The 24,075-nt window shown below is 46.6% G+C and carries 26 protein-coding genes and 1 other RNA gene; 17 read left to right on the top strand and 10 right to left on the bottom strand.

Annotated elements, in window-relative coordinates:
- Positions 1-32: 32 nt before the first annotated feature.
- From AC6R03_RS12935 to AC6R03_RS12920, 4 genes are read right to left on the bottom strand one after another with little or no spacing between them, the layout of a single operon-like run.
- Entirely contained in the window at positions 33-443 is a 411-nt protein-coding gene (locus tag AC6R03_RS12935) for a CBS domain-containing protein (RefSeq protein WP_500630481.1), read from the bottom strand.
- Positions 440-790: a P-II family nitrogen regulator gene (locus AC6R03_RS12930; protein ID WP_334551262.1), complete on the bottom strand. Its 351-nt coding sequence runs from the start codon at positions 788-790 to the stop codon at positions 440-442. Before AC6R03_RS12930 ends, AC6R03_RS12935 begins: the two co-directional genes overlap by 4 nt.
- Complete coding sequence (locus tag AC6R03_RS12925; RefSeq protein WP_500630480.1) at positions 780-1,574, bottom strand: DUF1538 domain-containing protein; 795 nt, start codon at positions 1,572-1,574, stop codon at positions 780-782. The genes AC6R03_RS12930 and AC6R03_RS12925 overlap by 11 nt, the downstream gene beginning before the upstream one ends.
- Entirely contained in the window at positions 1,571-2,305 is a 735-nt protein-coding gene (locus AC6R03_RS12920; RefSeq protein ID WP_500630479.1) for a DUF1538 family protein, read from the bottom strand. The genes AC6R03_RS12925 and AC6R03_RS12920 overlap by 4 nt, the downstream gene beginning before the upstream one ends.
- Positions 2,306-2,528: 223 nt before the next feature.
- Here AC6R03_RS12920 and AC6R03_RS12915 point away from each other — a divergent pair, with 223 nt between their 5' ends.
- On the top strand, positions 2,529-3,449 hold the full coding sequence (locus AC6R03_RS12915) for a TIGR01777 family oxidoreductase (RefSeq protein ID WP_500630478.1): 921 nt from the start codon (positions 2,529-2,531) through the stop codon (positions 3,447-3,449).
- Between the two features lie 24 nt (positions 3,450-3,473).
- On the top strand, positions 3,474-4,301 hold the full coding sequence (locus tag AC6R03_RS12910; RefSeq protein ID WP_500630477.1) for an SDR family oxidoreductase: 828 nt from the start codon (positions 3,474-3,476) through the stop codon (positions 4,299-4,301).
- A 298-nt stretch (positions 4,302-4,599) separates the two neighbouring features.
- On the opposite strand, the gene dnaJ is transcribed toward AC6R03_RS12910, so the two are convergent.
- The 3 genes from dnaJ to grpE all read right to left on the bottom strand — a co-directional run bounded on the left by dnaJ (position 4,600) and on the right by grpE (position 8,712).
- Positions 4,600-5,742 carry a molecular chaperone DnaJ gene (dnaJ, locus tag AC6R03_RS12905; protein WP_500630476.1) on the bottom strand — a complete coding sequence of 381 codons (1,143 nt, stop codon included), beginning with the start codon at positions 5,740-5,742 and terminating at the stop codon, positions 4,600-4,602.
- A 196-nt stretch (positions 5,743-5,938) separates the two neighbouring features.
- Positions 5,939-7,849, bottom strand: coding sequence for a molecular chaperone DnaK (dnaK, locus tag AC6R03_RS12900; RefSeq protein ID WP_500626179.1), 1,911 nt, complete (start codon positions 7,847-7,849; stop codon positions 5,939-5,941).
- Between the two features lie 266 nt (positions 7,850-8,115).
- The gene (gene grpE, locus AC6R03_RS12895; RefSeq protein ID WP_334551275.1) at positions 8,116-8,712 is read right to left on the bottom strand and encodes a nucleotide exchange factor GrpE; all 597 of its coding nucleotides are present in this window, start codon (positions 8,710-8,712) and stop codon (positions 8,116-8,118) included.
- 142 nt (positions 8,713-8,854) lie between these two features.
- On the opposite strand from grpE, the gene nadK reads away from it, so the two are divergent.
- The 3 genes from nadK (at position 8,855) to bamE (ending at position 12,118) form a co-directional block, all read left to right on the top strand.
- A complete protein-coding gene (nadK, locus tag AC6R03_RS12890) occupies positions 8,855-9,739 on the top strand; it encodes an NAD(+) kinase (RefSeq protein ID WP_500630474.1) in 885 nt (294 codons plus the stop codon).
- 161 nt (positions 9,740-9,900) lie between these two features.
- On the top strand, positions 9,901-11,565 hold the full coding sequence (gene recN, locus AC6R03_RS12885; RefSeq protein ID WP_334551278.1) for a DNA repair protein RecN: 1,665 nt from the start codon (positions 9,901-9,903) through the stop codon (positions 11,563-11,565).
- 193 nt (positions 11,566-11,758) lie between these two features.
- The gene (gene bamE, locus AC6R03_RS12880; RefSeq protein ID WP_334551279.1) at positions 11,759-12,118 is read left to right on the top strand and encodes an outer membrane protein assembly factor BamE; all 360 of its coding nucleotides are present in this window, start codon (positions 11,759-11,761) and stop codon (positions 12,116-12,118) included.
- A 72-nt stretch (positions 12,119-12,190) separates the two neighbouring features.
- On the opposite strand, the gene AC6R03_RS12875 is transcribed toward bamE, so the two are convergent.
- Together AC6R03_RS12875 and AC6R03_RS12870 are read right to left on the bottom strand one after the other, a co-directional pair.
- Entirely contained in the window at positions 12,191-12,547 is a 357-nt protein-coding gene (locus AC6R03_RS12875) for an RnfH family protein (protein WP_334551281.1), read from the bottom strand.
- Entirely contained in the window at positions 12,537-12,980 is a 444-nt protein-coding gene (locus AC6R03_RS12870) for an SRPBCC family protein (RefSeq protein WP_500629248.1), read from the bottom strand. The genes AC6R03_RS12875 and AC6R03_RS12870 overlap by 11 nt, the downstream gene beginning before the upstream one ends.
- 117 nt (positions 12,981-13,097) lie before the next feature.
- On the opposite strand from AC6R03_RS12870, the gene smpB reads away from it, so the two are divergent.
- From smpB to AC6R03_RS12810, 12 genes are all read left to right on the top strand, one after another.
- Entirely contained in the window at positions 13,098-13,583 is a 486-nt protein-coding gene (gene smpB / locus AC6R03_RS12865) for an SsrA-binding protein SmpB (protein ID WP_334551285.1), read from the top strand.
- 67 nt (positions 13,584-13,650) lie between these two features.
- Positions 13,651-14,018, top strand: a transfer-messenger RNA (tmRNA) gene (gene ssrA, locus AC6R03_RS12860).
- A 79-nt stretch (positions 14,019-14,097) separates the two neighbouring features.
- Positions 14,098-15,831 (top strand): hypothetical protein, encoded by a 1,734-nt coding sequence (locus AC6R03_RS12855; protein ID WP_500630473.1) that lies wholly within the window; start codon positions 14,098-14,100, stop codon positions 15,829-15,831.
- 6 nt (positions 15,832-15,837) lie between these two features.
- A complete protein-coding gene (locus AC6R03_RS12850) occupies positions 15,838-16,251 on the top strand; it encodes a hypothetical protein (protein WP_500630472.1) in 414 nt (137 codons plus the stop codon).
- A gap of 15 nt (positions 16,252-16,266) precedes the next feature.
- The gene (locus tag AC6R03_RS12845) at positions 16,267-16,575 is read left to right on the top strand and encodes a hypothetical protein (RefSeq protein ID WP_500630471.1); all 309 of its coding nucleotides are present in this window, start codon (positions 16,267-16,269) and stop codon (positions 16,573-16,575) included.
- 9 nt (positions 16,576-16,584) lie between these two features.
- The gene (locus AC6R03_RS12840) at positions 16,585-17,130 is read left to right on the top strand and encodes a hypothetical protein (RefSeq protein WP_500630470.1); all 546 of its coding nucleotides are present in this window, start codon (positions 16,585-16,587) and stop codon (positions 17,128-17,130) included.
- Between the two features lie 82 nt (positions 17,131-17,212).
- On the top strand, positions 17,213-18,154 hold the full coding sequence (locus AC6R03_RS12835; RefSeq protein ID WP_500653666.1) for a hypothetical protein: 942 nt from the start codon (positions 17,213-17,215) through the stop codon (positions 18,152-18,154).
- Between the two features lie 539 nt (positions 18,155-18,693).
- On the top strand, positions 18,694-20,424 hold the full coding sequence (locus tag AC6R03_RS12830; protein ID WP_500630468.1) for a DUF262 domain-containing protein: 1,731 nt from the start codon (positions 18,694-18,696) through the stop codon (positions 20,422-20,424).
- A 418-nt stretch (positions 20,425-20,842) separates the two neighbouring features.
- A complete protein-coding gene (locus AC6R03_RS12825) occupies positions 20,843-21,139 on the top strand; it encodes a hypothetical protein (protein ID WP_500630467.1) in 297 nt (98 codons plus the stop codon).
- Between the two features lie 350 nt (positions 21,140-21,489).
- Positions 21,490-22,059 (top strand): recombinase family protein, encoded by a 570-nt coding sequence (locus tag AC6R03_RS12820; protein ID WP_500630466.1) that lies wholly within the window; start codon positions 21,490-21,492, stop codon positions 22,057-22,059.
- 133 nt (positions 22,060-22,192) lie between these two features.
- The gene (locus tag AC6R03_RS12815) at positions 22,193-23,224 is read left to right on the top strand and encodes an HNH endonuclease (protein ID WP_500630465.1); all 1,032 of its coding nucleotides are present in this window, start codon (positions 22,193-22,195) and stop codon (positions 23,222-23,224) included.
- On the top strand, positions 23,208-23,579 hold the full coding sequence (locus AC6R03_RS12810) for a nucleotide pyrophosphohydrolase (RefSeq protein WP_500630464.1): 372 nt from the start codon (positions 23,208-23,210) through the stop codon (positions 23,577-23,579). The genes AC6R03_RS12815 and AC6R03_RS12810 overlap by 17 nt, the downstream gene beginning before the upstream one ends.
- Before the next feature lie 53 nt (positions 23,580-23,632).
- On the opposite strand, the gene AC6R03_RS12805 is transcribed toward AC6R03_RS12810, so the two are convergent.
- Positions 23,633-24,075: protein NO VEIN domain-containing protein (locus AC6R03_RS12805; RefSeq protein WP_500653665.1), on the bottom strand; the 443-nt coding region annotated here is incomplete at its 5' end.

The raw sequence follows: 24,075 nt of genomic DNA, 5'->3' as shown, positions 1-24,075 counted from the left end.
TTAACGTAAATAAGGCTATTGTACGCACTGAGCTACACATCGTCATCATTGATCATGCCGTTAATCACAATGTTGTTGTAACTGACCATCCCAATAATCTGGCCATGTTCGATCACAGGGGCACGGCTGATACCAAAACGCTCAAAGAGGCGCGCGCAATATTTCACATTCATATCAGGGCTGACGGAGAGTGCAGGCTTGGTCATGATTTCATAGATGTTCGTCCGCTCTGCCGAGCGATTCTGCGCCAACACTTTTTTCGCGATGTCGTTCATCAGCACAATGCCGTACTCATCCCCTTCATGCCGCTTATCAACCACCAGCGCTTTGACTTGGTGTTGGCGCGCAAGCTGGATTCCCTCTTTGACGGTCGTCAAACCATCAATGATGACATAAGTATTGGCCATCACATCCCGCACTTGCACTCGATCATGACTGTTCATAACTCATCCTCCACCACTTTGGTCAATGTTTCTACTTGGTGGGCGACCCCCACCGCATCTTCAATATCAATTTGAATCGCGATGCCTTGCCCAGAGGTTTGATCAAACTCTCCAACCTCGTTGATCGTCTCCAGTATGTGTCTCGATAGGTGCTCCTCGACCACAAACAACAGCACATCCTTTTGCACATCGAGCGTCAAACCAAAAAAGGTTTTCTTCTGTTTTAATCCTTCGCCACGGGCATTATTAATGACCGTGGCCCCCGTAGCGCCCGCAGTGCGCGCCGCATCAAGCACCACATCGGTTTTGCTGTCTTCGACAAACGCAATAATGAGTTTAAAGCGCATTAGTTTCATCCTCCTGATTGGCGCGTTTATTCAGCCAATCTGTCATTTGTGCATAGCCCATGACTGAAATAATGGGGAATAAGCTGGCAAAGGCGATAAGACCAAAGCCATCGATCATTGGATTTCGGCCCGGTACGGTAGAAGCAAGCCCTAGACCAAGCGCGGCCACCAAAGGTACGGTGACCGTTGAGGTCGTTACGCCGCCAGAGTCGTAAGCCAATGGGATAATCAGCTTAGGGGCGTAAAAGGTTTGAATCACCACCACAATGTAACCAACGATGATGTAGTAGTGGATAGGATCGCCAACCACAATTCGGTAGCTGCCAAGCGAGATACCAAACGCAACCCCAAGCGCCACCGCGATACGCAACCCATTGACACTGATACTGCCCGCCGAGACTTGATTGGCTTTGATGGCAACGGCGATCAGTGACGGCTCTGCAATAGTGGTACTAAAGCCGATAAAAAAGGCAAACAAGTAGACCCAATAGTAGTCAAACCACTCTAGTGGTGCGGTTAGGTTGTCTCGAAACTGATCGATAAAGCTGGGCGCCGTTAATTGAGTGGCCATCGTCTCGCCAAGCGGAAACAACGCAAGATCCAAACCAATAAGAAACAGAGATAAGCCGAGAATGACATAGATAAAACCGAGCAATACCTTAGCAAGGTTGGTGACCGGGCGTCGTAACACGGCAAACTGGAATCCGAAAATAATGGTCGCAATCGGCACCACATCGGTGATGGTACCAAGCAGAGTATGAAAAAAGTGTTGCCATTCCATCATGCCACCACCATGCCGTATACCATGACGAACATCATCGGCAGCAATGAGGCAAACGCAATCAAGCCAAACCCATCGATCATGGGGTTACGTCCTTTGATCGCGCTTGCAAGCCCAACCCCTAGTGCCGTGACGAGAGGAACCGTAATGGTGGAGGTCGTAACACCGCCGGAGTCGTAAGCGACGCCAATGATGCTCTCCGGCGCAAACATCGTCAGTACCACTACACCAATGTAGCCACCAATGATCAGATACTGAATGGGCCAACCTTTTAAAATTCTCAGCACACCTAACATGATCGCAAAGCCCACCGAGAGGGCGACAGTGTACCGTAAGCCATTGGCGTAACCATCCATCGCCTCCGGCCTGTCGGCAATCATCCCTCCTTGCGCCGCCACTTCTGCGGCTTCTGAAGCAACAGCCGTCAGAGCAGGCTCAGCAACGGTGGTCCCAAACCCTAAACAGAACGAAAACAGCAGCAACCAAAAGACACTCCCTTTGCGCGCGAACGCTTGCGCCATGGATTCACCGATGGGAAACAGCCCCATCTCTAAGCCAAAAATAAAAAAACTCAGCCCAAGTACCACCAACACGAGTCCAAATACGATTGAAGGGAGGTTGGGAAGTGGCTCTTGCAAAACGACCAATTGGAAAAAAGCAATCACAGCGATGATGGGCAGTAAGTCACGTAAGCTGCCCATTAAAGAACGAAATAGTGTCCTTATTGCTTCCATACTCTCTCCGCTGCGATGAAATCCACACTATTTATCATGGCAAAGGAATTCATCCTTAAGTGTGATAAATCTGGCATCTCTCCCGATAGAACGCACGAATGTTTCATTTTGTGAGTTGGCGAGTGAGCCAATAAGCAAAGATGCGGTCAAACCGAGTGAAGAGCGATCTATTCATGCTTGAGATCGCTATAATGATTCGAGAAATCAAAAAGAAGGGACAGCAATGAAAATTTTGCTCACCGGAGGAACCGGGTTTATTGGCAGAGAGCTGCTTAAGCAGTTGACCACTCATGAAGTGACAGTATTGACCCGATCTCCCTCGCGCGCTCGGCAAGTCCTCGCCCACCTAAAACAAGGCAATCTCTCCTTCATCGACAGTTTGGACGACTTTCATGATCTCAATCCCTTCGACGCCGTCATCAATTTAGCCGGAGAGCCCATTGCCGACAAACGCTGGACTGACACCCAAAAATCCTTAATTTGTGAGAGTCGCTGGCAACTGACAGAGCAGTTAGTCGCCTTGATTCACGCAAGCACCGCGCCGCCCTCGGTATTTCTCAGTGGCTCTGCGGTGGGATACTACGGTGACCAACAAGCGCATCCGTTTGACGAAAGTCTGCAAGTGCAAAGCAATGACGATTTCGCTCATCAAGTCTGTGCACGTTGGGAACAGATCGCTCTGCGCGCACAATCTCAGCACACGCGAGTGTGTTTGATGAGAACAGGTATTGTACTTGGTCCTGATGGTGGGGCACTGCAGAAAATGCTGCCCCCCTATCGCCTCGGATTAGGCGGCCCAATAGGTACTGGCAAGCAGTATATGCCTTGGATACACCTGATGGATATGGTGCGTGCCATTGTCTACTTGTTGGATACCGAACATGCCCAAGGCGTGTTCAACTTCACTGCGCCTCACCCTGTCACCAATACTCTGTTTAGTCAGACGCTGGCTCGTTGCCTGCGACGGCCGCATGTGCTTTTTACACCGGCATGGGTAATGAAACTGGTGATGGGCGAGAGTGCGACCTTACTGTTTGATAGCATCCGCGCGAAACCCAAAAAGCTCACCGAACTGGGCTTCACTTTCCAATATTCACGACTTGAGCCCGCCCTCAAACACCTTTTGCAGCCCGTTGGGCGCTAACAACGGATCATAAATACGACAAACATGACTCAACACATTTTGATTACAGGCTGCTCGAGCGGCATAGGCTATACGGTTGCCCACGCCCTTCATCAGCGAGGATACCAAGTCATCGCGTCTTGTCGTCAAGCACAAGACGTCGAGCGATTGAAACAGGAAGGGTTGCTGTCGGTGCAACTGGATCTCTCTGATCCACAAAGTATCGAAACAGGCTTTCATGAAGCCTTAGCATTAAGCAACGGCCGACTTGATGCTCTGTTCAATAATGGGGCCTACGGTCAACCTGGGGCATTGGAAGATCTCCCGACAGAAGCCCTGCGCGCCCAGTTTGAAAGCAATTTTTTTGGCTGGCATCATCTTGTTTCTTTGGCTCTGCCGATAATGAGAGCGCAAGGCGCTGGGCGAATCGTACAAAACAGCTCGGTACTTGGCTTTGCAGCGATGAAATATCGCGGCGCGTACAACGCCTCCAAGTTTGCTCTTGAGGGGTGGACAGACACACTCAGACTGGAACTGGCCGACACCAACATTCACATCAGCCTCATCGAACCAGGTCCCATAGAGACGCAGTTTCGCGCCAACGCCTTGGTGGCATTTCAACGCTGGATTAAGGTGGAAGAGAGCGCGCATCGTGCGCATTATGAGCAACAATTAGCAAGACTTGGCAACGATACTTCAAGCAACCGCTATGCTCTTCCCGCCTCTGCCTGTATTGCGCCTGTGGTTCATGCATTGGAGTCCAATAAACCCAAAATCCGCTACAGAATAACCACACCAACGCGAGTGCTTTGGTGGCTAAAACGTCTACTATCGAGCCGAGCCTTAGATCGACTATTGAGCAAGGCTGCATAAAAAATCGTCTGTATGTAATTTAATCGTAATATTGAGACAGTAAGATTTAAATCGTTGCCTTCGCGCCACTGACGAACTCCCATCGCTTTGGGTTTGGCCACATAAAAATTCATTATTACAGCGTTACATTCGGATAAGACTATGTCATTAAACCAGTTGAACTGGCTGAGTGTCGGTGTTGCGCTAACGTTACTGATGTTTTTGTAACACCTTCGCTTGCACATTGTAAAAAAGGTAGGATAACCCTTCGGTTTCCTACCTTTTTTGCTGTGTTACCGCTTTGAATTCAGCTTGTGCGTTAGCTGGTCAAGTCATCGAAAAACTTCTTCACACCATTGAAAAAGCCTTCTGATTTCGGCTTGTGCTTGGTCGCCGCTTCGCCACCGCAAGACTCTTCAAACTCTTTGAGTAGCTCTTTTTGACGGGCACTGAGGTTCACTGGCGTCTCTACCACAAGCTTGACAATCAAATCGCCAATACCACCACCACGAACACCTTTTACGCCTTTGCCGCGCATACGGAACATACGACCAGTTTGTGTCTCCGTTGGCACTTTAAGGCTCACTCGGCCGTCCAATGTTGGGACTTCCACCTCACCACCGAGCGCTGCCATAGCAAAGCTCACAGGCACTTCACAGTAGAGGTTATTACCATCACGCTCAAAGATGTGGTGTTCTTTCACGTGTACTTGTACATACAAGTCGCCCGCTGGCGCGCCCATCTCTCCCGCTTCACCTTCACCTGAAAGACGAATGCGATCGCCAGTATCCACACCGGCTGGGATCTTAACGTTAAGGGTTTTGCTTTTCTGTTTACGACCTTGACCATGACACACATTACATGGGTCTTTAATGATCTTGCCTTTACCGTGACAGGTCGGACAGGTTTGTTGAACCGCAAAGAAACCTTGGCGCATCTGAACTTGGCCATGACCATGACAAGTACCACATGTTTCAGGTGATGTGCCTTTCTTCGCGCCGCTTCCTTCACAGCTGTCACAATGGACTAACGTAGGAACTTCAATTTCTTTCGACACACCACGTACGGCTTCTTCAAGCGTCAATTCCATGTTGTAGCGTAAATCAGCGCCACGCTGAGCGCGAGCTTGACCGCCGCCACGACGACCGCCACCAAAGATGTCACCAAACACGTCGCCAAAGATGTCACCGAAATCGGCACTACCGCCACCGAAGCCGCCGCCTCCCATACCGCCTTGTTCAAAGGCTGCATGGCCGTACTGGTCATAAGCGGCTTTCTTCTGTGGATCGAGCAGAACTTCGTACGCTTCTTTTACTTCTTTAAACTTATCTGCAGCGCTGTCATCACCCTGATTACGGTCTGGGTGGAATTTCATCGCTAGGCGTTTGTACGCCTTTTTGATATCACGCTCTGATGCATCGCGGCTTACGCCTAATACTTCGTAAAAATCACGTTTTGACATGTTTCTCGTCACCAAATTTATTACTGCAAACGGTCAACACCGCTTGGTGTTATATCTACCTAACTAATGGCTCTGGATTTTAGCGATCCCACACCAAAAAGACACTTTTAGTTAGATGGACATAATGTACAAACATACGGGCGTAAGAGTCTCCTCAAACGCCCGCATCATAGTTAAGTTAAGTCCGAATCAAGAATTACTTCTTGTCGTCTTTGACTTCTTCGAACTCTGCGTCAACCACATCGTCTTGAGCGTCGCTGCTTGCTTGCTCGCCACCTTGTGCTTGCGCTTGAGCTTGCTGCTGAGCGATTTCCATCAGTTTCTGAGCCGCAGTCATCAGTGCTTGAACTTTCGCGTCGATCGCTTCTTTGTCTTCGCCTTTACGTGCTGTTTCTAGCTCAGAAATCGCGGCTTCAATCTTCTCTTTCTCGTCAGCTGGAAGCGCATCACCCGCTTCTTCTACTTGCTTACGAGTACCGTGAATCATTTGGTCCGCTTGGTTACGTGCAGTCGCTAGCTCTTCGAACTTCTTGTCCGCTTCTTTGTTCGCTTCTGCTTCTTGAACCATTTTCTCGATGTCTTCATCGCTTAGACCACCAGACGCTTGGATAGTGATCTTCTGCTCTTTGCCAGTCTGCTTGTCTTTCGCTGACACGTGTAGAATACCGTCCGCATCAAGGTCGAAAGTCACTTCGATTTGTGGCATGCCACGTGGCGCAGGCTGAATGCCTTCTAGGTTAAATTGACCTAGAGACTTGTTGTACATCGCTTGCTTACGCTCACCTTGAAGAACGTGGATGGTTACCGCGTTCTGGTTGTCTTCCGCTGTTGAGAAAACTTGGTTCGCTTTGGTTGGGATAGTGGTGTTCTTCTCAACCAACTTAGTCATTACGCCCCCCATTGTCTCAATACCTAGAGACAGAGGTGTAACGTCAAGTAGCAGTACGTCTTTCACGTCACCCGCAAGTACGCCACCTTGAACAGCAGCACCCATAGCTACGGCTTCGTCAGGGTTTACGTCTTTACGAGCTTCTTTACCGAAGAACTCTGCAACTTTCTTCTGAACCATAGGCATACGAGTCTGACCACCGACTAGGATAACGTCAGTGATTTCATTCACTGAAAGATCCGCATCCGCTAGTGCGACTTTTAGTGGCTCAAGTGAACGTTGAACGAGGTCTTCAACTAGAGATTCTAGTTTCGCACGCGTCACTTTCACATTCATGTGCTTAGGACCCGTCGCATCCGCTGTCACGTATGGTAGGTTTACGTCAGTTTGAGAAGTCGAAGAAAGCTCGATCTTCGCTTTTTCTGCCGCTTCTTTCACACGCTGCATCGCTAGAGGATCTTTCTTAAGATCGATGCCTTGCTCTTTCTTGAACTCTTCAACGAGGTAGTTGATAAGGCGGTTATCAAAGTCTTCACCACCTAGGTGAGTATCACCGTTGGTTGCAAGAACTTCGAACGTTTTCTCACCTTCAACTTCATCGATTTCGATGATAGAGATATCGAACGTACCACCACCTAAGTCATAAACCGCGATAGTGCGATCGCCGCCTTTCTTGTCTAGACCGTATGCCAACGCTGCCGCTGTCGGTTCGTTGATGATACGTTTTACTTCTAGACCTGCAATGCGGCCTGCATCTTTGGTTGCTTGACGCTGAGCATCGTTAAAGTAAGCCGGTACAGTGATGACCGCACCTGTCACTTCTTCACCCAGGAAGTCTTCCGCTGTTTTCTTCATTTTCTTCAGAACTTCAGCAGAAACTTGAGGTGCTGCCATTTTCTGGCCTTTCACTTCAACCCAAGCGTCACCGTTATCAGCCTTAACAATCTTGTATGGCATGATTTCGATGTCGCGCTGAACTTCTTCGTCTTCAAAACGACGACCGATCAAACGCTTGATTGCAAATAGCGTGTTTTCAGGGTTAGTAACTGCTTGACGTTTCGCTGGCTGACCAACCAATGTCTCGCCGTCTGTGTAAGCAATTACCGATGCAGTAGTACGTTCACCTTCTGCGTTTTCAATCACGCGTGGTTTGTCGCCGTCTAATACAGCAACACAAGAGTTAGTAGTACCTAAGTCAATACCAATGATTTTACCCATCAGGCTATCTCCGAATAAATTCTATTTTCGTTGTGCTATATCCCCTATGTGGGGATGGAGAATCGGGTTTCAACCCTTGCTCACAAACAAAAATAATCATGTTTGCTTCTCTATGCCCCTTAGATAAGGTCTGGAATTACCTTTTCAAGGGACAAAATGAAAAAAATCGTAATTTTTGTTTAGAAACAACAAAGCGAGGCCGAAGCCTCGCTTTGTTCGCTACTCTATCGCACATGATGTCGCGATAATTTCGCTACCATTTCGGTTTACTTCGCTACCATCACCATGGCAGGGCGAATCACGCGTCCGTTCAACTCATACCCTTTTTGCATCACAAACATCACCGTGTTCGATTCATGATCAGGGCTTTCCTGAATGGACATCGCTTGGTGCTGCTCAGGGTTGAACGCTTCACCTTCTGGGTTGATCTCTTTCAAACCAAACTTAGACACGGTATCGACAAATGTTTTGTGCGTCAGTTCAACACCTTCAAGTATCGGCTTGACCGCTTCATTCTCACCGTCTGCCGCTTGAATCGCACGCTCTAGGTTATCAATCACCGGTAGCAGCTCTTCAGCAAACTTATTCAATGCGTATTTACGCGCTTTGTCGATCTCGGTTTCCGTACGGCGACGCATGTTTTCAACTTCTGCTTTCGCACGTAATACACCGTCTTGCTGTTCTTGAATTTTCGCTTCGCTTGTCAGTAGCGCCGCTTCTAGTTGAGCAATCTTCGCGTCTTTTTCATCACCCATCTCTTCAAGCTCAGCTTCCACTTCTTGTGCTGCCGCTTCGGCTTTTTCCGCTTCTTCGATGATTTGATCAAGCTCTTCTTCTTTAATCTTATTTTCTTCGTTGCTCATGGTCTCTCCAGAATTCAATGTTCTTTGTACTTAACGGCTCAGTTTGCCACCACCAAATACAAAAAATTCGCACAATTAGCTAACTTGCCATTATTATGGGGATGTAGATTGTCGATTCAAGCCTATTTAGTGCGGAAAACTTATGAAAAAACCTTTTGAAGTGATCGCTATCATTGGTAAGCCCAGAGATCAGCAGGCTATCCAAACGCACCGAGAACTGTACACTTGGTTAAGATCAGAAGGTTATCAGGTTCTTATCGATGATCGCCTCAGCGAGATCTTAGATGACCTACCGCAACAAGATTTCGCCAGTTTGATTCGGCTGGGTAACGTCGCAGACTTGGCGATTGTCGTTGGTGGTGACGGCAACATGCTAGGCGCCGCTCGTGTGCTGTCACGCTTTGACGTGCGCGTCATTGGTGTGAACCGAGGAAATCTCGGCTTTTTGACGGACTTGAATCCCGAAGACTTTCAAGCTGCGCTGAAAACCGTGCTAGCGGGAGACTACATTGAAGAAGAGCGCTTTTTACTTGAAGCGGAAGTCCATCGTCATGGCCAAGTTAAAAGCCACAACGCTGCGCTAAACGAAGCGGTACTTCACCCCGGGCAAATTGCGCACATGATTGAATTCGAAGTTTATATCGATAATAGCTTCGCGTTTTCTCTGCGTGCGGATGGCATCATAGTCTCAACGCCGACCGGCTCTACAGCTTATTCTCTCTCTGGAGGCGGACCAATTCTGTCGCCTAGTCTCAACGCTATCTCGCTTGTCCCTATGTTTCCCCATACCTTGTCGAGTCGACCTTTGGTCGTTGACGGAAAACGGCGTATCAAGCTACTGGTGTCGCCTGATAACCGAGGCACACAGGAAGTCAGTTGTGATGGCCAAGTATCGTTGCCCGTCTCACCGGGGGATGAAATCCATATTTATCAAAGCCCGAACGTCCTGAAACTTATCCACCCAACGGAATACAGCTACTATCATGTGCTGAGAAACAAACTGGGCTGGTCCAGCAAGCTTTTCTAACAAGCGGCCCTAAATAGAGATGAACACTTGAAAGGTTGATGTACACACATCAACCTTTTTTAATCGCCCTCACAAAATTTGTTGCCACCATCTTTACTGTATAAAGAAACAGTATATACTGTTTTCTTATACAGTATTGTTCATTTAAACAGGTGCTAAAAATGCTGGCTCATCTAAGTGTGAATAATTTTGCGATTGTAAAATCTCTACAACTTGAACTCTCTAAAGGAATGACAACCATCACAGGTGAAACGGGCGCAGGCAAGTCCATTGCGATCGATGCGCTCGGCTTATGCCTTGGTGGCAGAGCGGAAGCCAGCATGGTTCGCCAAGGTGAAGATAAAACGGAAGTCAGTGCCGCGTTCTCACTAGAAAACAATATTCACGCAACACGATGGCTAGAAGATAACGACCTGCTCGATGGGAGCGACTGCATTTTGCGTCGTATCATTAGCAAAGAAGGCCGCTCACGAGCCTTCATTAATGGTAGCCCAGTCCCTCTCTCTCAGCTCAAGTCGCTCGGACAACTGCTGATCAATATTCATGGCCAACACGCGCATCATCAATTGATGAAACCTGAGCACCAACTCGCCATGCTCGATCAGTACGCTGGGCATATACACTTGCTCAAAAGCACTCGTAATGCTTACCAACTCTGGCGTCAGGCGGACATTCATTTCAAGCAACTTAAAGAAAATAGCGCAGCTAACCTTGCGCAAAAACAGTTGCTTGAATACCAAATTAAAGAGTTAAACGAACTCTCTCTAGGGGAGGAAGAATATGAAGAGCTCGAACAAGAACACAAACGCCTCTCCAACAGCGGAGAGCTCGCCACCACCTGCCAACAAGCCATTGAGCTTATTTACGAAGGTGAAGAAGTTAATGCGCTTGGTATTCTCCAATCAGCCAGTCAGTCCTTGATTCAACTTGCAGAACTCGACGATAAGTTGGCTGCACTGCCTAATATGCTGGCGGAAGCCCTGATTCAGATTGAAGAAGCCAACAATGAGCTTCGCAACTACCTCGACAATATTGACGTTGACCCTGCGCGCATGGCTTATGTAGAAGAGCGATTCTCCAAAGTGATGTCTATCGCACGTAAACACCATGTGATGCCTGAAGCTTTATATCAACATCACCAAGAGTTGTTGGCACAAATCGACGCGCTAGACTGCTCCGATGAAAAACTCGAGCAACTGGAAAATGAGGTGAGCCAGACTTTTGCAACTTTTGTCGAGCACGCAGAAAAACTGAGTAAATCACGTTCACGATACGCCAAAGAGCTCAACAAGCTGATTTCAGCCAGCATGCACGAGTTGAGTATGGAAAAAGCGAAGTTTTGTATCGATGTGGTCAGTGATACGGCGCATCCTTCACCACTTGGCCTCGACCAAGTATGCTTCTTAGTCTCAACGAACCCCGGCCAACCACTTCAACCGATTGCCAAAGTGGCGTCTGGGGGGGAACTTTCACGCATTTCCCTAGCCATTCAAGTCATTACCGCGCAGAAAGTCGACACACCAAGCCTCATTTTTGATGAAGTGGATGTCGGTATCAGTGGGCCAACCGCCGCTGTAGTCGGTAAAATGCTGCGAAAATTAGGCGAATCTACCCAGGTTCTCTGTGTGACTCACTTACCGCAGGTTGCCGGATGTGGTCACCAGCAACTGTTTGTTGCCAAAAACACTAAAGCAGGTAAAACGGAGACACAGATGCGTGTTCTCGATCGCAATCAGCGCATTAGCGAGCTTGCCCGCTTGTTAGGTGGAAGTGAAATTACCGACTCAACCTTAGCCAATGCAAAAGAGCTCCTAGTCGCCGCTTAGGGTGACTCAACAATAGATCGCGCTCAGGTTAGGTAGCCAAAGTTCCCTAGCTCAGGAATTTTGGCTCGAATTTGCAACCTAATTCAAAAATCATGGTCTGAAACAGTTCAAATGCCGATGAGCTTTTTACATTACAAGCAAGCTTGTTTATTATCGGCTCAGTTTTAGAACCCTCTGCAGTAAGAATACTCGTATGCAACTAACTAAGTGGCTTATCGCATTACCACTCGCGATCACAACCCTGACTGGCTGTTCATTATTAGAGAAGCTGGTGTATCGCATTGACATCAACCAGGGCAACTATGTTGAGCAAGAAGCGGTAGAAAAACTTAAATTCGGTATGACCAAAGAGCAAGTACGTTATGTGATGGGCTCACCGATGTTGGTTGAAAATGGCTACCCTGACACTTGGTACTATATTTACCATCACACAAAAGGCCACCATGACTCGATTCAGAAAAACTTAGTGGTCAACTTCAATGGCAATGGTCAGTTGGTTGATGTGACTGGCGACTTCACCGCCAGTGACGATTTTTTTGAAAGTATCAATTAATAAAGTGCCTATTCGTTGAGGCGCTATTCGCGCAAAAACGTAAAACGCTGACAAGATGTCAGCGTTTTTTGATTAGGCCTGTTCTTTCCTAAGCGGGTTCTTTTTGCCCCCTGTCACTGGATCTGCGCTTCCGGCCGCTTTGGCTTGTTCTGCTCGCTTGCGTCGGATCTCTTTCGGGTCCGCTAATAAAGGTCGATAAATTTCGATTCTATCTTTGTCTCGGACAGTCGCATCCAACTTCACATTGCGACTAAACACCCCAACTTTATTTTTTGTTAGGTCAATATCGGGATAGCGTTCCAAAACGCCAGATTGCTTGATGATTTCCTCAACCGTCATCGACTTGTTGACCACCAAAGTGTAGACCCGCTGCTCATTGGGTAGCGCATACACCACCTCAACATGGATCATATCAGACTCAATACTCATAGCAGTTATAAACCTGTTTCGCTCTTGCGGTAAAAGCATTGACCATATTGCTCGTCAACTCATTGAAGATTTTACCAAAGGCCATCTCAATCATTTTGCTGGAAAACTCAAACTCTAACTTAAGCTCTACTTTACAGGCTCGCTCATCCAGCGGTGTAAAATACCACCCCCCTTTCAAGGTTTTGAATGGGCCATCGACCAAATTCATGATGATCGCCTCGCCAAAGCGCAACGTGTTTGAGGTAGTAAATGTCTTGCTGATACCCGCTTTAGACACATCGACCGACGCTACCATGGCATCCTGGCTCTCTTCAATCACTCGAGAACCGGAACAGCCTGGAAGAAACTCGGGATAACTCGCCACGTCATTGACCAACTCATACATCTGCTCTGCACTAAAAGATACCAGCGCTGAGCGACTGACTTGCTTCATATTGACTCCTTACGACTAAGCTTGGGCATCAAGCTGGCGATAATTTTACTTTTATTTGCACTCAGCGCAAACAAAGGGATTTGCTAAGCACTCAACCCTCTTTATAATGACCGTATTATGGCAAAGAAAAACTCAAAACAAAAAGCGGGTAGCAATACCATCGCGCTCAATAAAAAGGCTCGCCACGAATACTTCATCGAAGATGAGATCGAAGCAGGTCTAGAGCTACAAGGGTGGGAAGTGAAAGCCCTTCGCCAAGGTAAAGCCAATATTTCAGAAAGTTACGTATTTATGCGTAACGGTGAAGCCTTTGTGAGTGGAATGACGATCACTCCTCTAAATCAGGCATCGACACACGTAGTGGCGAACCCGACTCGTGTGCGAAAACTACTTATGAGCCGTCGAGAGCTCGACAACTTAACCGGACGCATCAACCGTGAAGGCATGACGCTTATCGCCTTGTCTCTCTACTGGTCTAAATCTTGGGTCAAAATGAAAATCGGCGTAGCAAAAGGTAAAAAGCTACACGACAAACGTGATGACATCAAAGATCGCGACTGGCAGCGTCAAAAAGCTCGAGTAATGAAAAGCGCGCTGCGCTAATCTTAACCACTTAAACGCATAGTGCTAGACAGGCATCACTAATCTGGTACTATGCATCAACAACCTTGGGGCTGATTCAGGATTCGACGGGAATTTTGCAGTCTAAGGTGCATGCCGAGGTGCGGTAGGCCTCGTTAACAAACCGCAAAAAAATAGTCGCAAACGACGAAAACTACGCACTAGCAGCTTAATACCCTGCTGAGAGCTCTCTCGCCCTAGCTTCCGCACGTAAGACGGGGACCAACGAGGGATCAAACCCAAACGCGCTAGCCCGGATTCTCCCACCTGAGAGATGAACGGCGAATTATAATTCAGGTTAGTCATTCATTCGCGTGTCGGTTCGCAGGTGGGTGGCGAAATTAAAGATCGACTAAGCATGTAGTACCAAAGATGAATGATTTTCGGACGCGGGTTCAACTCCCGCCAGCTCCACCAAACGTTCAATAAAAGCCTGATTTTTCAGGCTTTTTTTGTATCTAATTGTCGCTATCGGGTATGCCAAATAGGTGATCCAATGGTGAACAAACTGCCCTACCTCACTCAAAATCGCTACCACGTGTATTACTTCCGGATGGTCTTTCCATTGAGTATCCGTTCTATTCCCTGCGCACCAAAAGAGATCCGTATCTCACTCGCAACGAAAAACTCACAAATCGCTCTGGACCGTTATCTCGACTTATATCAATCCATTCGGATTCTGATACTGTCATTGCACTCTATAGTTCATGACAAACAAGGGATTAGCGAAATGAGTGAGGTCGGTAAAAACCTAAAGAACAAGATCCAGGAATGGAAGCAGAAGCAACGTTTCTATGACCAATTCAATGAACGTGATGACGTCATTTATCAGTTGCGTAAAGAGCGCCTTGCGCTGAAAAGGCAGCAAGAAGAGCAAGCACAAGCGTTGACCAAAGAAAAAGCGCGAGCTGAGCAATACCGAGGCGTTGCCGCTGCATACAAAGAGCGTGCATCCACAAATCCAGCAACCATTCCAGCCACACCCGTCGGGGTTCTAAGTAACAGTGAGATCACGCTGGAAGCGCTGGTTGAACAGTTCCTAGCCTTCGAGCAGGCCGACAGCACTAACAAGGAAAAGACCAAAAAAGCACGCCGGAACTACCTGTATCGCTTTCTTGATATCGTAGGTTACCGTATTCCACTGAGTGAACTGACGCACGAGCACATCAACCACTACTCAGATGTGATCCACCTTATCCCCAAGAATTTCGAAAAACAGGGTTTTGATTATCCAGAGGACAAACACCAACGGCCTGACTGGTTCAGGGAGAACATTCACATCCTTGAAGGCGATAAGCTATCAGGTGAAGGGATCAGCAGTACCTTTAAGCACCCTAGAGAGCTATTTCGCTGGGCAAAGAAGAAGCGCTTCTTTCAGGAAGATCTGAGCGACATGCTGGAAACTTCTGAAAAGCGCAAGAAAGAGACGAAGAAGGAGGCCATCCCTTTCTCACCTGAACAGCTCACCACCCTGTTTATCGATGGTTATCTCTACAGTGATGTGAAGCGTAGCAGGGAGCAACCGAAGGATTGGCATTTCTGGGTACCGTTAATTGGCCTGACAACCGGCATGCGTTCAAGCGAGATCGGTGAACTGGAGATCAACGACTTCGTGGAGATAGAAGGCTTCTGGTGTATCAATATCGACGAGACCAAAAGCGAAGCAGGAGCACGCTTCTTCCCAATACCCCAACGCTTGATTGAGGCTGGGCTACTCGATTACCGGGAGCAGTGCATCCAGCGCCCTCACCGCCAGCACCCCAACCGGCTATTCCCGGATATGAAGCTTAAAACCAAAGAGTCGAAATACAGTGACACCATTGGCCGCTTTTTCAACGTACCTGAAAACGGCTACATGAAGCGTATGGGAGTCGAAAGTACCAGTGATAAAGAGCGCCTTAGCTTTCACAGTCTTCGCCACAATACGGTGACGTCTCTGCTGCATACCAAGCTGGACCGAACCGGTGAACCTACGACACTAGAGGTCATTAAGAACATCGTCGGTCACGGACTCGATTTCGCAAAGACCTACGGAATTGATGTTGAACGATGGCGTGATGTAACCACCTTTGACTACAACCACCGTGACCGTATTCCGCTGAAGGCTCTCACCGATCGCCTTCACGACATGAAAGAAGCTCTGGACAACGCTGATCTTCAGGTTGACCTCCGCGCTGTCCACTACAACCGGTTTAAGAAGAGAAAGAAACCATCAACCATTAGGGAGTAACAATCTATGCAAAGCCTAAACATTTTCTACGATGGGCGCTACAAGCATCTAATCATGACGGTTGTGGATACCACAACCACCGAACTCATCGAACTGAGGCACTTCTCGGTCGACAAGCAAGGTGAGCTGATTCACAGCCCTTTGTTGCCACCGTCGGTATATACGTGGCGATGCGATGAAACCGTAATGGAGAGGCTAAATCACGTCGCCAGTGTGTTCAGACTTGCCGCCTACCAAGATGCCGGAATCACCGCTGAAACCATCACCCCCGAAATGGAACAACTCAGTGATCTGGAGTGGCTATTCGATGGTGAAAGTAAGCACTACTCACTGCAAAGCCAGCACCTTGAAGCCATCAATGCAGAGCTAGATTTCCACTGCATGAATTCTTTTGACCAAACAACCGCACTACAACACTAAGCGAGGTATCCCAATATGAGCACTAAAACCGTCCGCATCAGCAAAGAGTACCTGGAAGTCGTCAAGCTATGGGGCAACTACTACCAGCTTACCGACTCACAGGTGGTCAGAATGTTTATCCGGCTCGGGATGCTGCTTGTCGAAAAGGAGACCAACATTGCCCATGCAACATCAAAGTTCAAACAGCTCACAGAGGAACGTGATCTGGTGAAAGAGCTGTTTAACGAAGCCAAAGCGATGCTCAGTTCTTCAGGCGGTAGCGCTGATAGTACCGACCCTGAGTTCGATGACATGCTTGCCGAGCTCGCAGCAATGTCGAAGTAGGAGGTATGGATGAGTATGCGTATCTCCCCTGCCATCAAAGCACAGGTCATTGCCTACCTAGAGGCAGGCTTCAGCAAAGCGGCAACCAGCCGTCAGGCGGGTGTGAGTCTGTCGACGGTGAAACGCATCGCGGATGATCCGTCTGTAAAGCCGGGTAAGCACCATGCAGAGCTGGTCACCGCAGCTTCAGAGTCATTGCACTCCGCACTATCGAGTGATTTCGCCAAGAAGCAGCTTGCATCACTGATTGTCGATGATCTGGCTATCGCTGCCAGTCTCAGGGAGGAGGTCGCTACTCTGCTTGAACAAGTCAAAGGTATGACACCCACGAACCTGAAGGAGTCTGGAGCGAAGGCACGAGTCCTGTCAAGCGTTGCCACGGCACACAAACTCAGTACCGATAACCTGCGCGCGATACTGGCGATGTCAGCACCATCAATGGACGTTGAAGAGCTGCCGGAGCTGGTTGTGACCGAGATGCTGCCAGAGCAAATAGACGAAATACGCGCACAGCAGGATGAAGAAGCGAAAGCGATGGGTGTTACCGTCGATTAGATAAACGAAAGCCAGCGCGGCAACGCTGGCTTCTTGATGTACCACAGTTGATAGAAGTACCTGATACATGCGTAATTATATCATGGCAGGATCTGAACACAAAACATTCACGATTCGCCCAGAGCTCATTTTCATCAAGCGCGCTGAACTGCTAGTCAGTCAGCAGCGTGAGTGGTGTGAGACCGAGCAGAGAAAGACACCACTGGCAGTACGAATAAAGAGCACACGGATCCCGGAAATTTGTAAAAACACACTGGAATCGCTGCGTGAAGCCAGAACGCGCCTACTGCTTGTGATATCTGGCCTCGCGGGCAGGCATCAGGGTGAAAAATTCGAACACCTGGTACGTCACCTAGTTATTATGGGTAATAGAAGTGGTTACCCTCGTCTACGCAATACCCGTAGGTCATTACCAGAGTGGGATGAGACCAGTCGCTACGATAAGAGCATCATGGTAGCAGACGCAGCAATAACACTACCCGGTTATCACATTCACCACGTGACACTAAATATGTCAGATAGTATCCGTGAAGAATACCGAAAGCAGAAGAAGCCGCTGAACTGGATGAGAGCACGCATCAACCGCAACCTGAAGGCTATCGCTGACAAGGTCAACCAAGAGCCACCAATGATGTTCCTCACGGAAGAAACCACAGAGAAGGAGTTTGAGCACTTTCACTTTCTTCTTGTCCACAAGGGTTTGAAGAAGAAGCACATCAAACACGCACTCAAATTGTCCGGCGGTAAAGACTACGTACACGTCAGGGGCAAAGCCCAGTCAGTGATGAGAAACGTCCCCACACATAAGGATGCCATTCGTGTTTGCAACTACCTGATGAAGCAAGACCACAACTACTACCTGAACCGTGATCTGATGCGGCTGTCGAAGACACGCTATCAGTATTACAAGCAACTATTAAATGACATCACTGATGACGTGAAGACTGAACGTTTAACCAAGCGCGCTGTAAGCCCCTCTATGAGCGAAGACGGCTCTGACTACAAGATAACCATCGAGTGTTGAAAGCACGTCCTGCGTGTCTCACAGCGACTTAACAACAGCTCATCAGGTGAGTAAGCCAGTCACCGGTCAAAAACGAAAGTCCTAGAAATATCGGCTTCATTGGTAAGAAACCGTGATCGAGTGCGGGATGAAATTTCAAAATTCAGGCAAGTAGAGTCAATAGAACGTGTGTCGAGTATGACCACATGGCACTGCTCACAACACAACACAACACAACACAACACAACACAACACAACACAACACAACACAACACAACACAACAGGGTACACGCTATGAAAGAACCCCAACAAGCCATTAATGAACCCGTTCTGACCGGCTCAGTGCTCACCTTTTTTGCTCTTACCGATAAGGAGATTTAGAGCCTTGGTAATGATATACCACGAAGTTGGATAGTTAGTATAAGCAGTACATAACCTGATGAGACAGTACTACGTTGTCTTGAATTTATCTACCTAATCGAGTTCGAAACGGCTAGTATAAGTTGCGGTAACTTATTAACACTAATAGATAAACTTCATTTTAGTCAGAAGGCAACACATGGAACTACACGCATACACAAGAACGATATCCGATCTGTTCTCAGTGAAACGTAAATACGTTGTACCGAGATTTCAGCGCGAATACTCCTGGAACAAAGAACAAGTTAAAGAGCTCTGGGACGACATCGTTATCAACATTAAGCATGAGAACGGTAACTATTCACATGAAGAGTACTTCATCGGTGCTCTAGTACTGGTTGGTGATGACAGATCGTCAGTCCTCCAGATCGTAGATGGTCAGCAGCGTTTAACTACGATAACCATTCTGTTGTCTGTATTATGTGACCGATTTTTAGAGATCAAAAAGAAGGCAATAGCGGAATCCATATACGATAACTACATCGCCGGTAAGGATGACGATGGCAACTACTATTTCAAGTTAGAAAATGAAACACCGAAACCTTTTTTTCAAAAGTCAATCCAACACATTGACAAAGCGACGATTCAACCTGAGTCAATTGAAGAACGTACATTATTAGCCTCATACAAAGAGTTTTATCAGCAAACTAGTCGAGAGGCTACCGCCGAAATTATCGGTAAGAAAACACTTTCCGATACTGACTATGAGGCTTACCTTAAAGCACTTCGTGATCAGGTGGTAAAATACCTAAAGGTGATTTTCATCACTGTAACTGAGGAAGAGGAAGCATATACCATATTTGAAACTTTGAATGCCAGAGGCATGAACTTAAGCTTTGTTGACCTGATCAAAAATAAACTGTTCAAAGAACTGAATGGTGTTCACCCAGATGATGACGCGAAAACTACCTGGAAATCGATTCGAAACGTAATTTCAAGCCGTGACGGGGTAGGAAGTCTAGAGACATTTGTGCGGCATTGGTGGATCTCAAAATACTCCTATGTTAGCGCCGAGAATGTCTACAAGAACTTTAAACAGCTATGGGCTAAAGGTCAGATCGATGCGAAATCCTTTATCGATGAACTACATCAAGATGCCCAGCTGTATGTGAAGATATCTTCACCTTTAGCTGAGGACTTTAAACAAAAAGAAGATCGGCACATTTACAATACGCTGTCTGCATTTAAGACATTTGGGCTAGCTCAACAACGGCCTTTCCTACTAAGTCTTCTAAAGGCTAAAAAGCGAGGCATTGTAAAGAGAGTCGACCTTGAGGACACCCTGACATTCTTAGAGAACTTCCACTTCAAGTTCAATGCCGTATGTTCACTGAGGCCTTCAGGTGTCGAAGGCAGTTATTCAAAGGCTGCCCGCGATCTACAAGACGCAAAAGACAAGCGTGCTGCTAAAGCAGCCCTTAAGACTTTAAGAGAGCGCTTACAAGAACGAGTTCCTGATCCAACAACGTTTGAAGATAAGTTTAAAGAACTCTCTTTCTACAAGGGATACACCAAGGATAAAAAGGTTATTCAATACATTTTAAGCAAAATTGAAATGTATAAAAAAACTAACAATGAACTTACACCAGAAGACATAACACTTGAGCATATACTTCCACAGGCGAATGGAGAACCAAGTGAAATAGGTTTGGTTGGCAACCTACTGCCATTAGCACAAAAGCTAAACGAAGAGGCAGCCGATCGCGCTATTGATGACAAACTGCCGATCTACCAGCGTTCTAATTTCGCCCAAGTTAAGGAGTTTATTGATGCCTATACTGGCAAGTGGGATAACCAAGATGTAATAAACCGAACCATTGAAATGGCTACCCTAGCCTATACAGAGGTCTGGGCTATACGGGTTCAATAGCTAAATCACTAGTCAGCCTACTTACGAGCTGCGAGATTTATTTCTTCGCAGCTTTTTTATATTTTGCCAAAGCCGTGGTTCTATTTGAGTATATGCCTACTTCCGGGGCACCTTATGCTAACAACAGACTTGATAACACAACTCTAAACGTTTACTCTTTGCCGAGTAGGGTAGTCACCTTACCTGGAGTAAACCAGAGCGAAAATCACCACTCAAAGCATCAAGACCGCTCGAGTCTGACTGGAGTAAACCAGAGCGAAAATCACCATTCAAAGCATCAAGACCGCTCGAGTCTGACTGGAGTAAACCAGAGCGAAAATCATGTTTTTCACCAGTAAATAAACCTATCCTCCCCACTGCATTACATTCTAATGCCGGAGATTTCTTTGCATTAACAATGCAATAAGGACAGAAAAACATGTCAAAAAATATGACAAGCGCAACGTATTATTCTATTTTGGCCGCACTTTCAGATGTAGCACGCAGTAGCACATTGGAGCGCTTATGTGTGCGAGATGAATCTTTTTGGTTGCTACCTCATATGTGTGAGCCGTATCAGTTTCTTCTAAATAAAGGTCTCTCACCCAACGATGCCAAAAAGAAAGCAGCGTTAAGCATCGGTAAAATACTAAGTAAAGTAATGAAACAACACGCCGAACAGTGGGAAGCTGTTATGCACGGTTTTGTTATCGTCTACAAAAAAATAAAGCAATAATCTTCACCAACATAAGCAGAGTGGATTTGCTCCGGCATCTCCACTCACGCCATCTACGACACTTTGAACGAAGATAGAAGATCTCACAAAACAAAAACAACGAGAGAATTTACTCCTACGCGCACAATAAATGAACCACCCAAGTGAAACCTACCATACGAAACCAACCTAAGCGAACTAGTCACGTTACCCTGCCCTGTATGCCATCACTGCACTGACGGGTAGCAAAAAACAATCGTTTTGTGACACCAGTCAACACCCTCGCATTTTTAGGTCAAAAAAATAGGGTTTACTTTTTTGACCTAAGTGAGATAATGACACCACCTTTTTTGAACCATAGGTGCACAGCTATGACCGGACGAACTTTTGCCTATTGCCGAGTATCAACAGCGAAGCAGACAGAAGAAAATCAAGTGCAGGCTATTCTAAGTAACGGATACCAGATAGAACCACACCGGATTATAGAAGAAACAATCAGTGGCTCGGTTCAAGCGATAGAGCGTCCAAAGTTCGCAAAGCTGATTGACAGACTAGAGTCAGGAGATGAGCTAATCGTGCTCAAGCTCGATCGTCTGGGTCGTGACAACATTGATGTCCAACAGACCATCACATTTCTTAGTGAACGCGGCATAAAAGTTGTCAGCCTTGATCTACCGGTTCGAGATCTCACCAGCGCAGAAGGTAAACTAATGCTGCAAATGTTTTCTGCCTTCGCCGAGTTTGAAAGAGAGCGCATTAAAGAACGTACAAGCGAAGGTCTCAAAAGAGCTAAAGCAAATGGACAAACGCTAGGACGGCCAAAAGGTAGTAAAAGTGCGGCAAAAATTCATGCATGCCAAGAGCTGAACTTGTCCCAGTCGGAAACCGCAAGGCGCTTAAGCATAAGTTTGAGCACTGTTAAGCGCCATTGGCAAAAATAGAAAGTGATTTAACCGTCTAGCGCGACTGTTAAATCAATCGCCGTATGTAAAGTAAACTAAAGATTAAGTGTTTACTTTTCCTTTAATTTCATAAGAATAGTATCAATTATAAAACTTTACTAGGTTAATAAGAATGGCAAGAGCTTGGACAATTATTCTAAAAAATGATGATGTGAGCGAAAGAAATCTTTCTATTGCCAAGCAGAATTTGACTTGGGGAACAAGAACCGGTGGTGTTCATTCAGAAATCAAAGCTGGAGATTATGTTGTGTTTCTCGTGGGCGTTCGCACACAAAATAGAAAATACATGGAAAAAAATCATCAAGCTTTCACCGAGCATAAATACCCCATGTACCCCGATGAGGCTTTAACCGAGGATTTCGTTTCTGATTTTAAGTTTCAAATAGACAAAGTTATTCTTGGCAAGATCACTAGTGATTTTTATGTTGATGACTACAAGTTGTGGCCATCACCAGACGAGTATGACCCCAAAAAGAAACCTGTCAGCTTCAAACATAGGTTCAAGTGGATTCCAACTCACGAAGCTAAAGACCTGATCTGGGCTGTTGGTGATACAAATTATAACTTCCACTTAAGTGTAATTGCGGCAGGAAAAAAGCGTGCTCCATTTCCAAGTATCCAACATCCTCATCAGATTGAAGACATAGAGTCTAAACTAAGATTAAGTGCCCTCCCATCCGAAGATGAGGAAACTTATCAAAATTCCGTAGGGGTAGCTTGCGCAGCTCAACTAAAAGATGGGCCAATTCCCCCTCCTCAAAAACCAGAGAGCAATGGAGGCGGAAGAGGTGGTTGGCCAAGAAAAGGGCATATTGCAAGAAAGGCTATTGAGACAGCTGAATTCAAGTGTGAACGAAACCGAGAGCATGTGACATTTACCTCTAGAGTAACCAAAGAAAATTTTGTCGAAGCTCACCATTTAGTTCCCATGGAACGACAGGACGAATTTGACGTGAGCTTGGATGTTCCTGAGAATATTCTTTCACTTTGCCCAAATTGCCACAGCATGTTTCATCACTCACATCACGCTGATACGATTCCATTAATCGCACAATTTTTTGATGAAAGAAAAAACGCTCTCAAAGAACGAGGCATCCACATCGAACTCGAACAATTGGTGAGTTACTATGCCAAAGAACATTAAGAATGACGTTCTGAGTCATGGAGATCTTAGAGCGAAACTGCGTCAGTTTGCGAATGATAGAGACTGGAACCAGTTCCATAGTGCTAAAAATCTTTCTATGGCTTTATCGGTTGAAGTCGGCGAGCTCGTTGAGATTTTTCAATGGATTACAGAAGAAAAAAGCAACAATTTATCTGACAACGAACTCGAACGCGTAAGTGAAGAGCTTGCAGATATCTTTTTGTATTTGTTACGTATATCGGATATTACCAACATAGATCTCATTGAAGCTGCAAATTTAAAGCTCATTAAAAATGCAGAAAAGTACCCTATATCTAAGTCATTTGGGACCTCAAAAAAGTACACGGATTTGTAGAGCTTCATGTCGCCACAAGAGTCTCTCTAACGTGGCAACATGAAGCGACTTACTTACTTCATAAAAGCACGATAGCTTTCTGCAACTAACTCAAAATGTTCTTCAACCGCCCCCTTCTGAGTATAAAAACCCGCTGTTTTGTTTTGAGGCTGGAAATCATACAGACGATAAATCCAATATCTATCACCAAGTTTACTAGAGACAGAAACCTCATTTGATGAAATGTAGAACGGTGCACTCTTACCTTGAGTCGTTGTTTTAACCTCAATGAAACGTTCAGTACCATCAGTTTCAAAAGAACGAACATCATAACCAGCTGACGATTGCACCAAAGCTATGTGATAAATATTTTCCGCAAGGTCTGGTCTACCTGAGGCAATCAACCTCTGTTTTTCGCTTTCGATGACTGCTAATTCGCCGGCTAAGCCCAACTCCCGATTTTTTTTCTCTCTCAAAGCCCAATCTGTGTGATGCTTTCCCGTTGAAGTGGCCTTAT

The organism is Vibrio sp. R10-SG-ISO4, from assembly GCF_059834135.1.
Note: the sequence above shows the minus strand (reverse complement) of the source record. Positions and strands in the feature narration are given on the sequence as shown.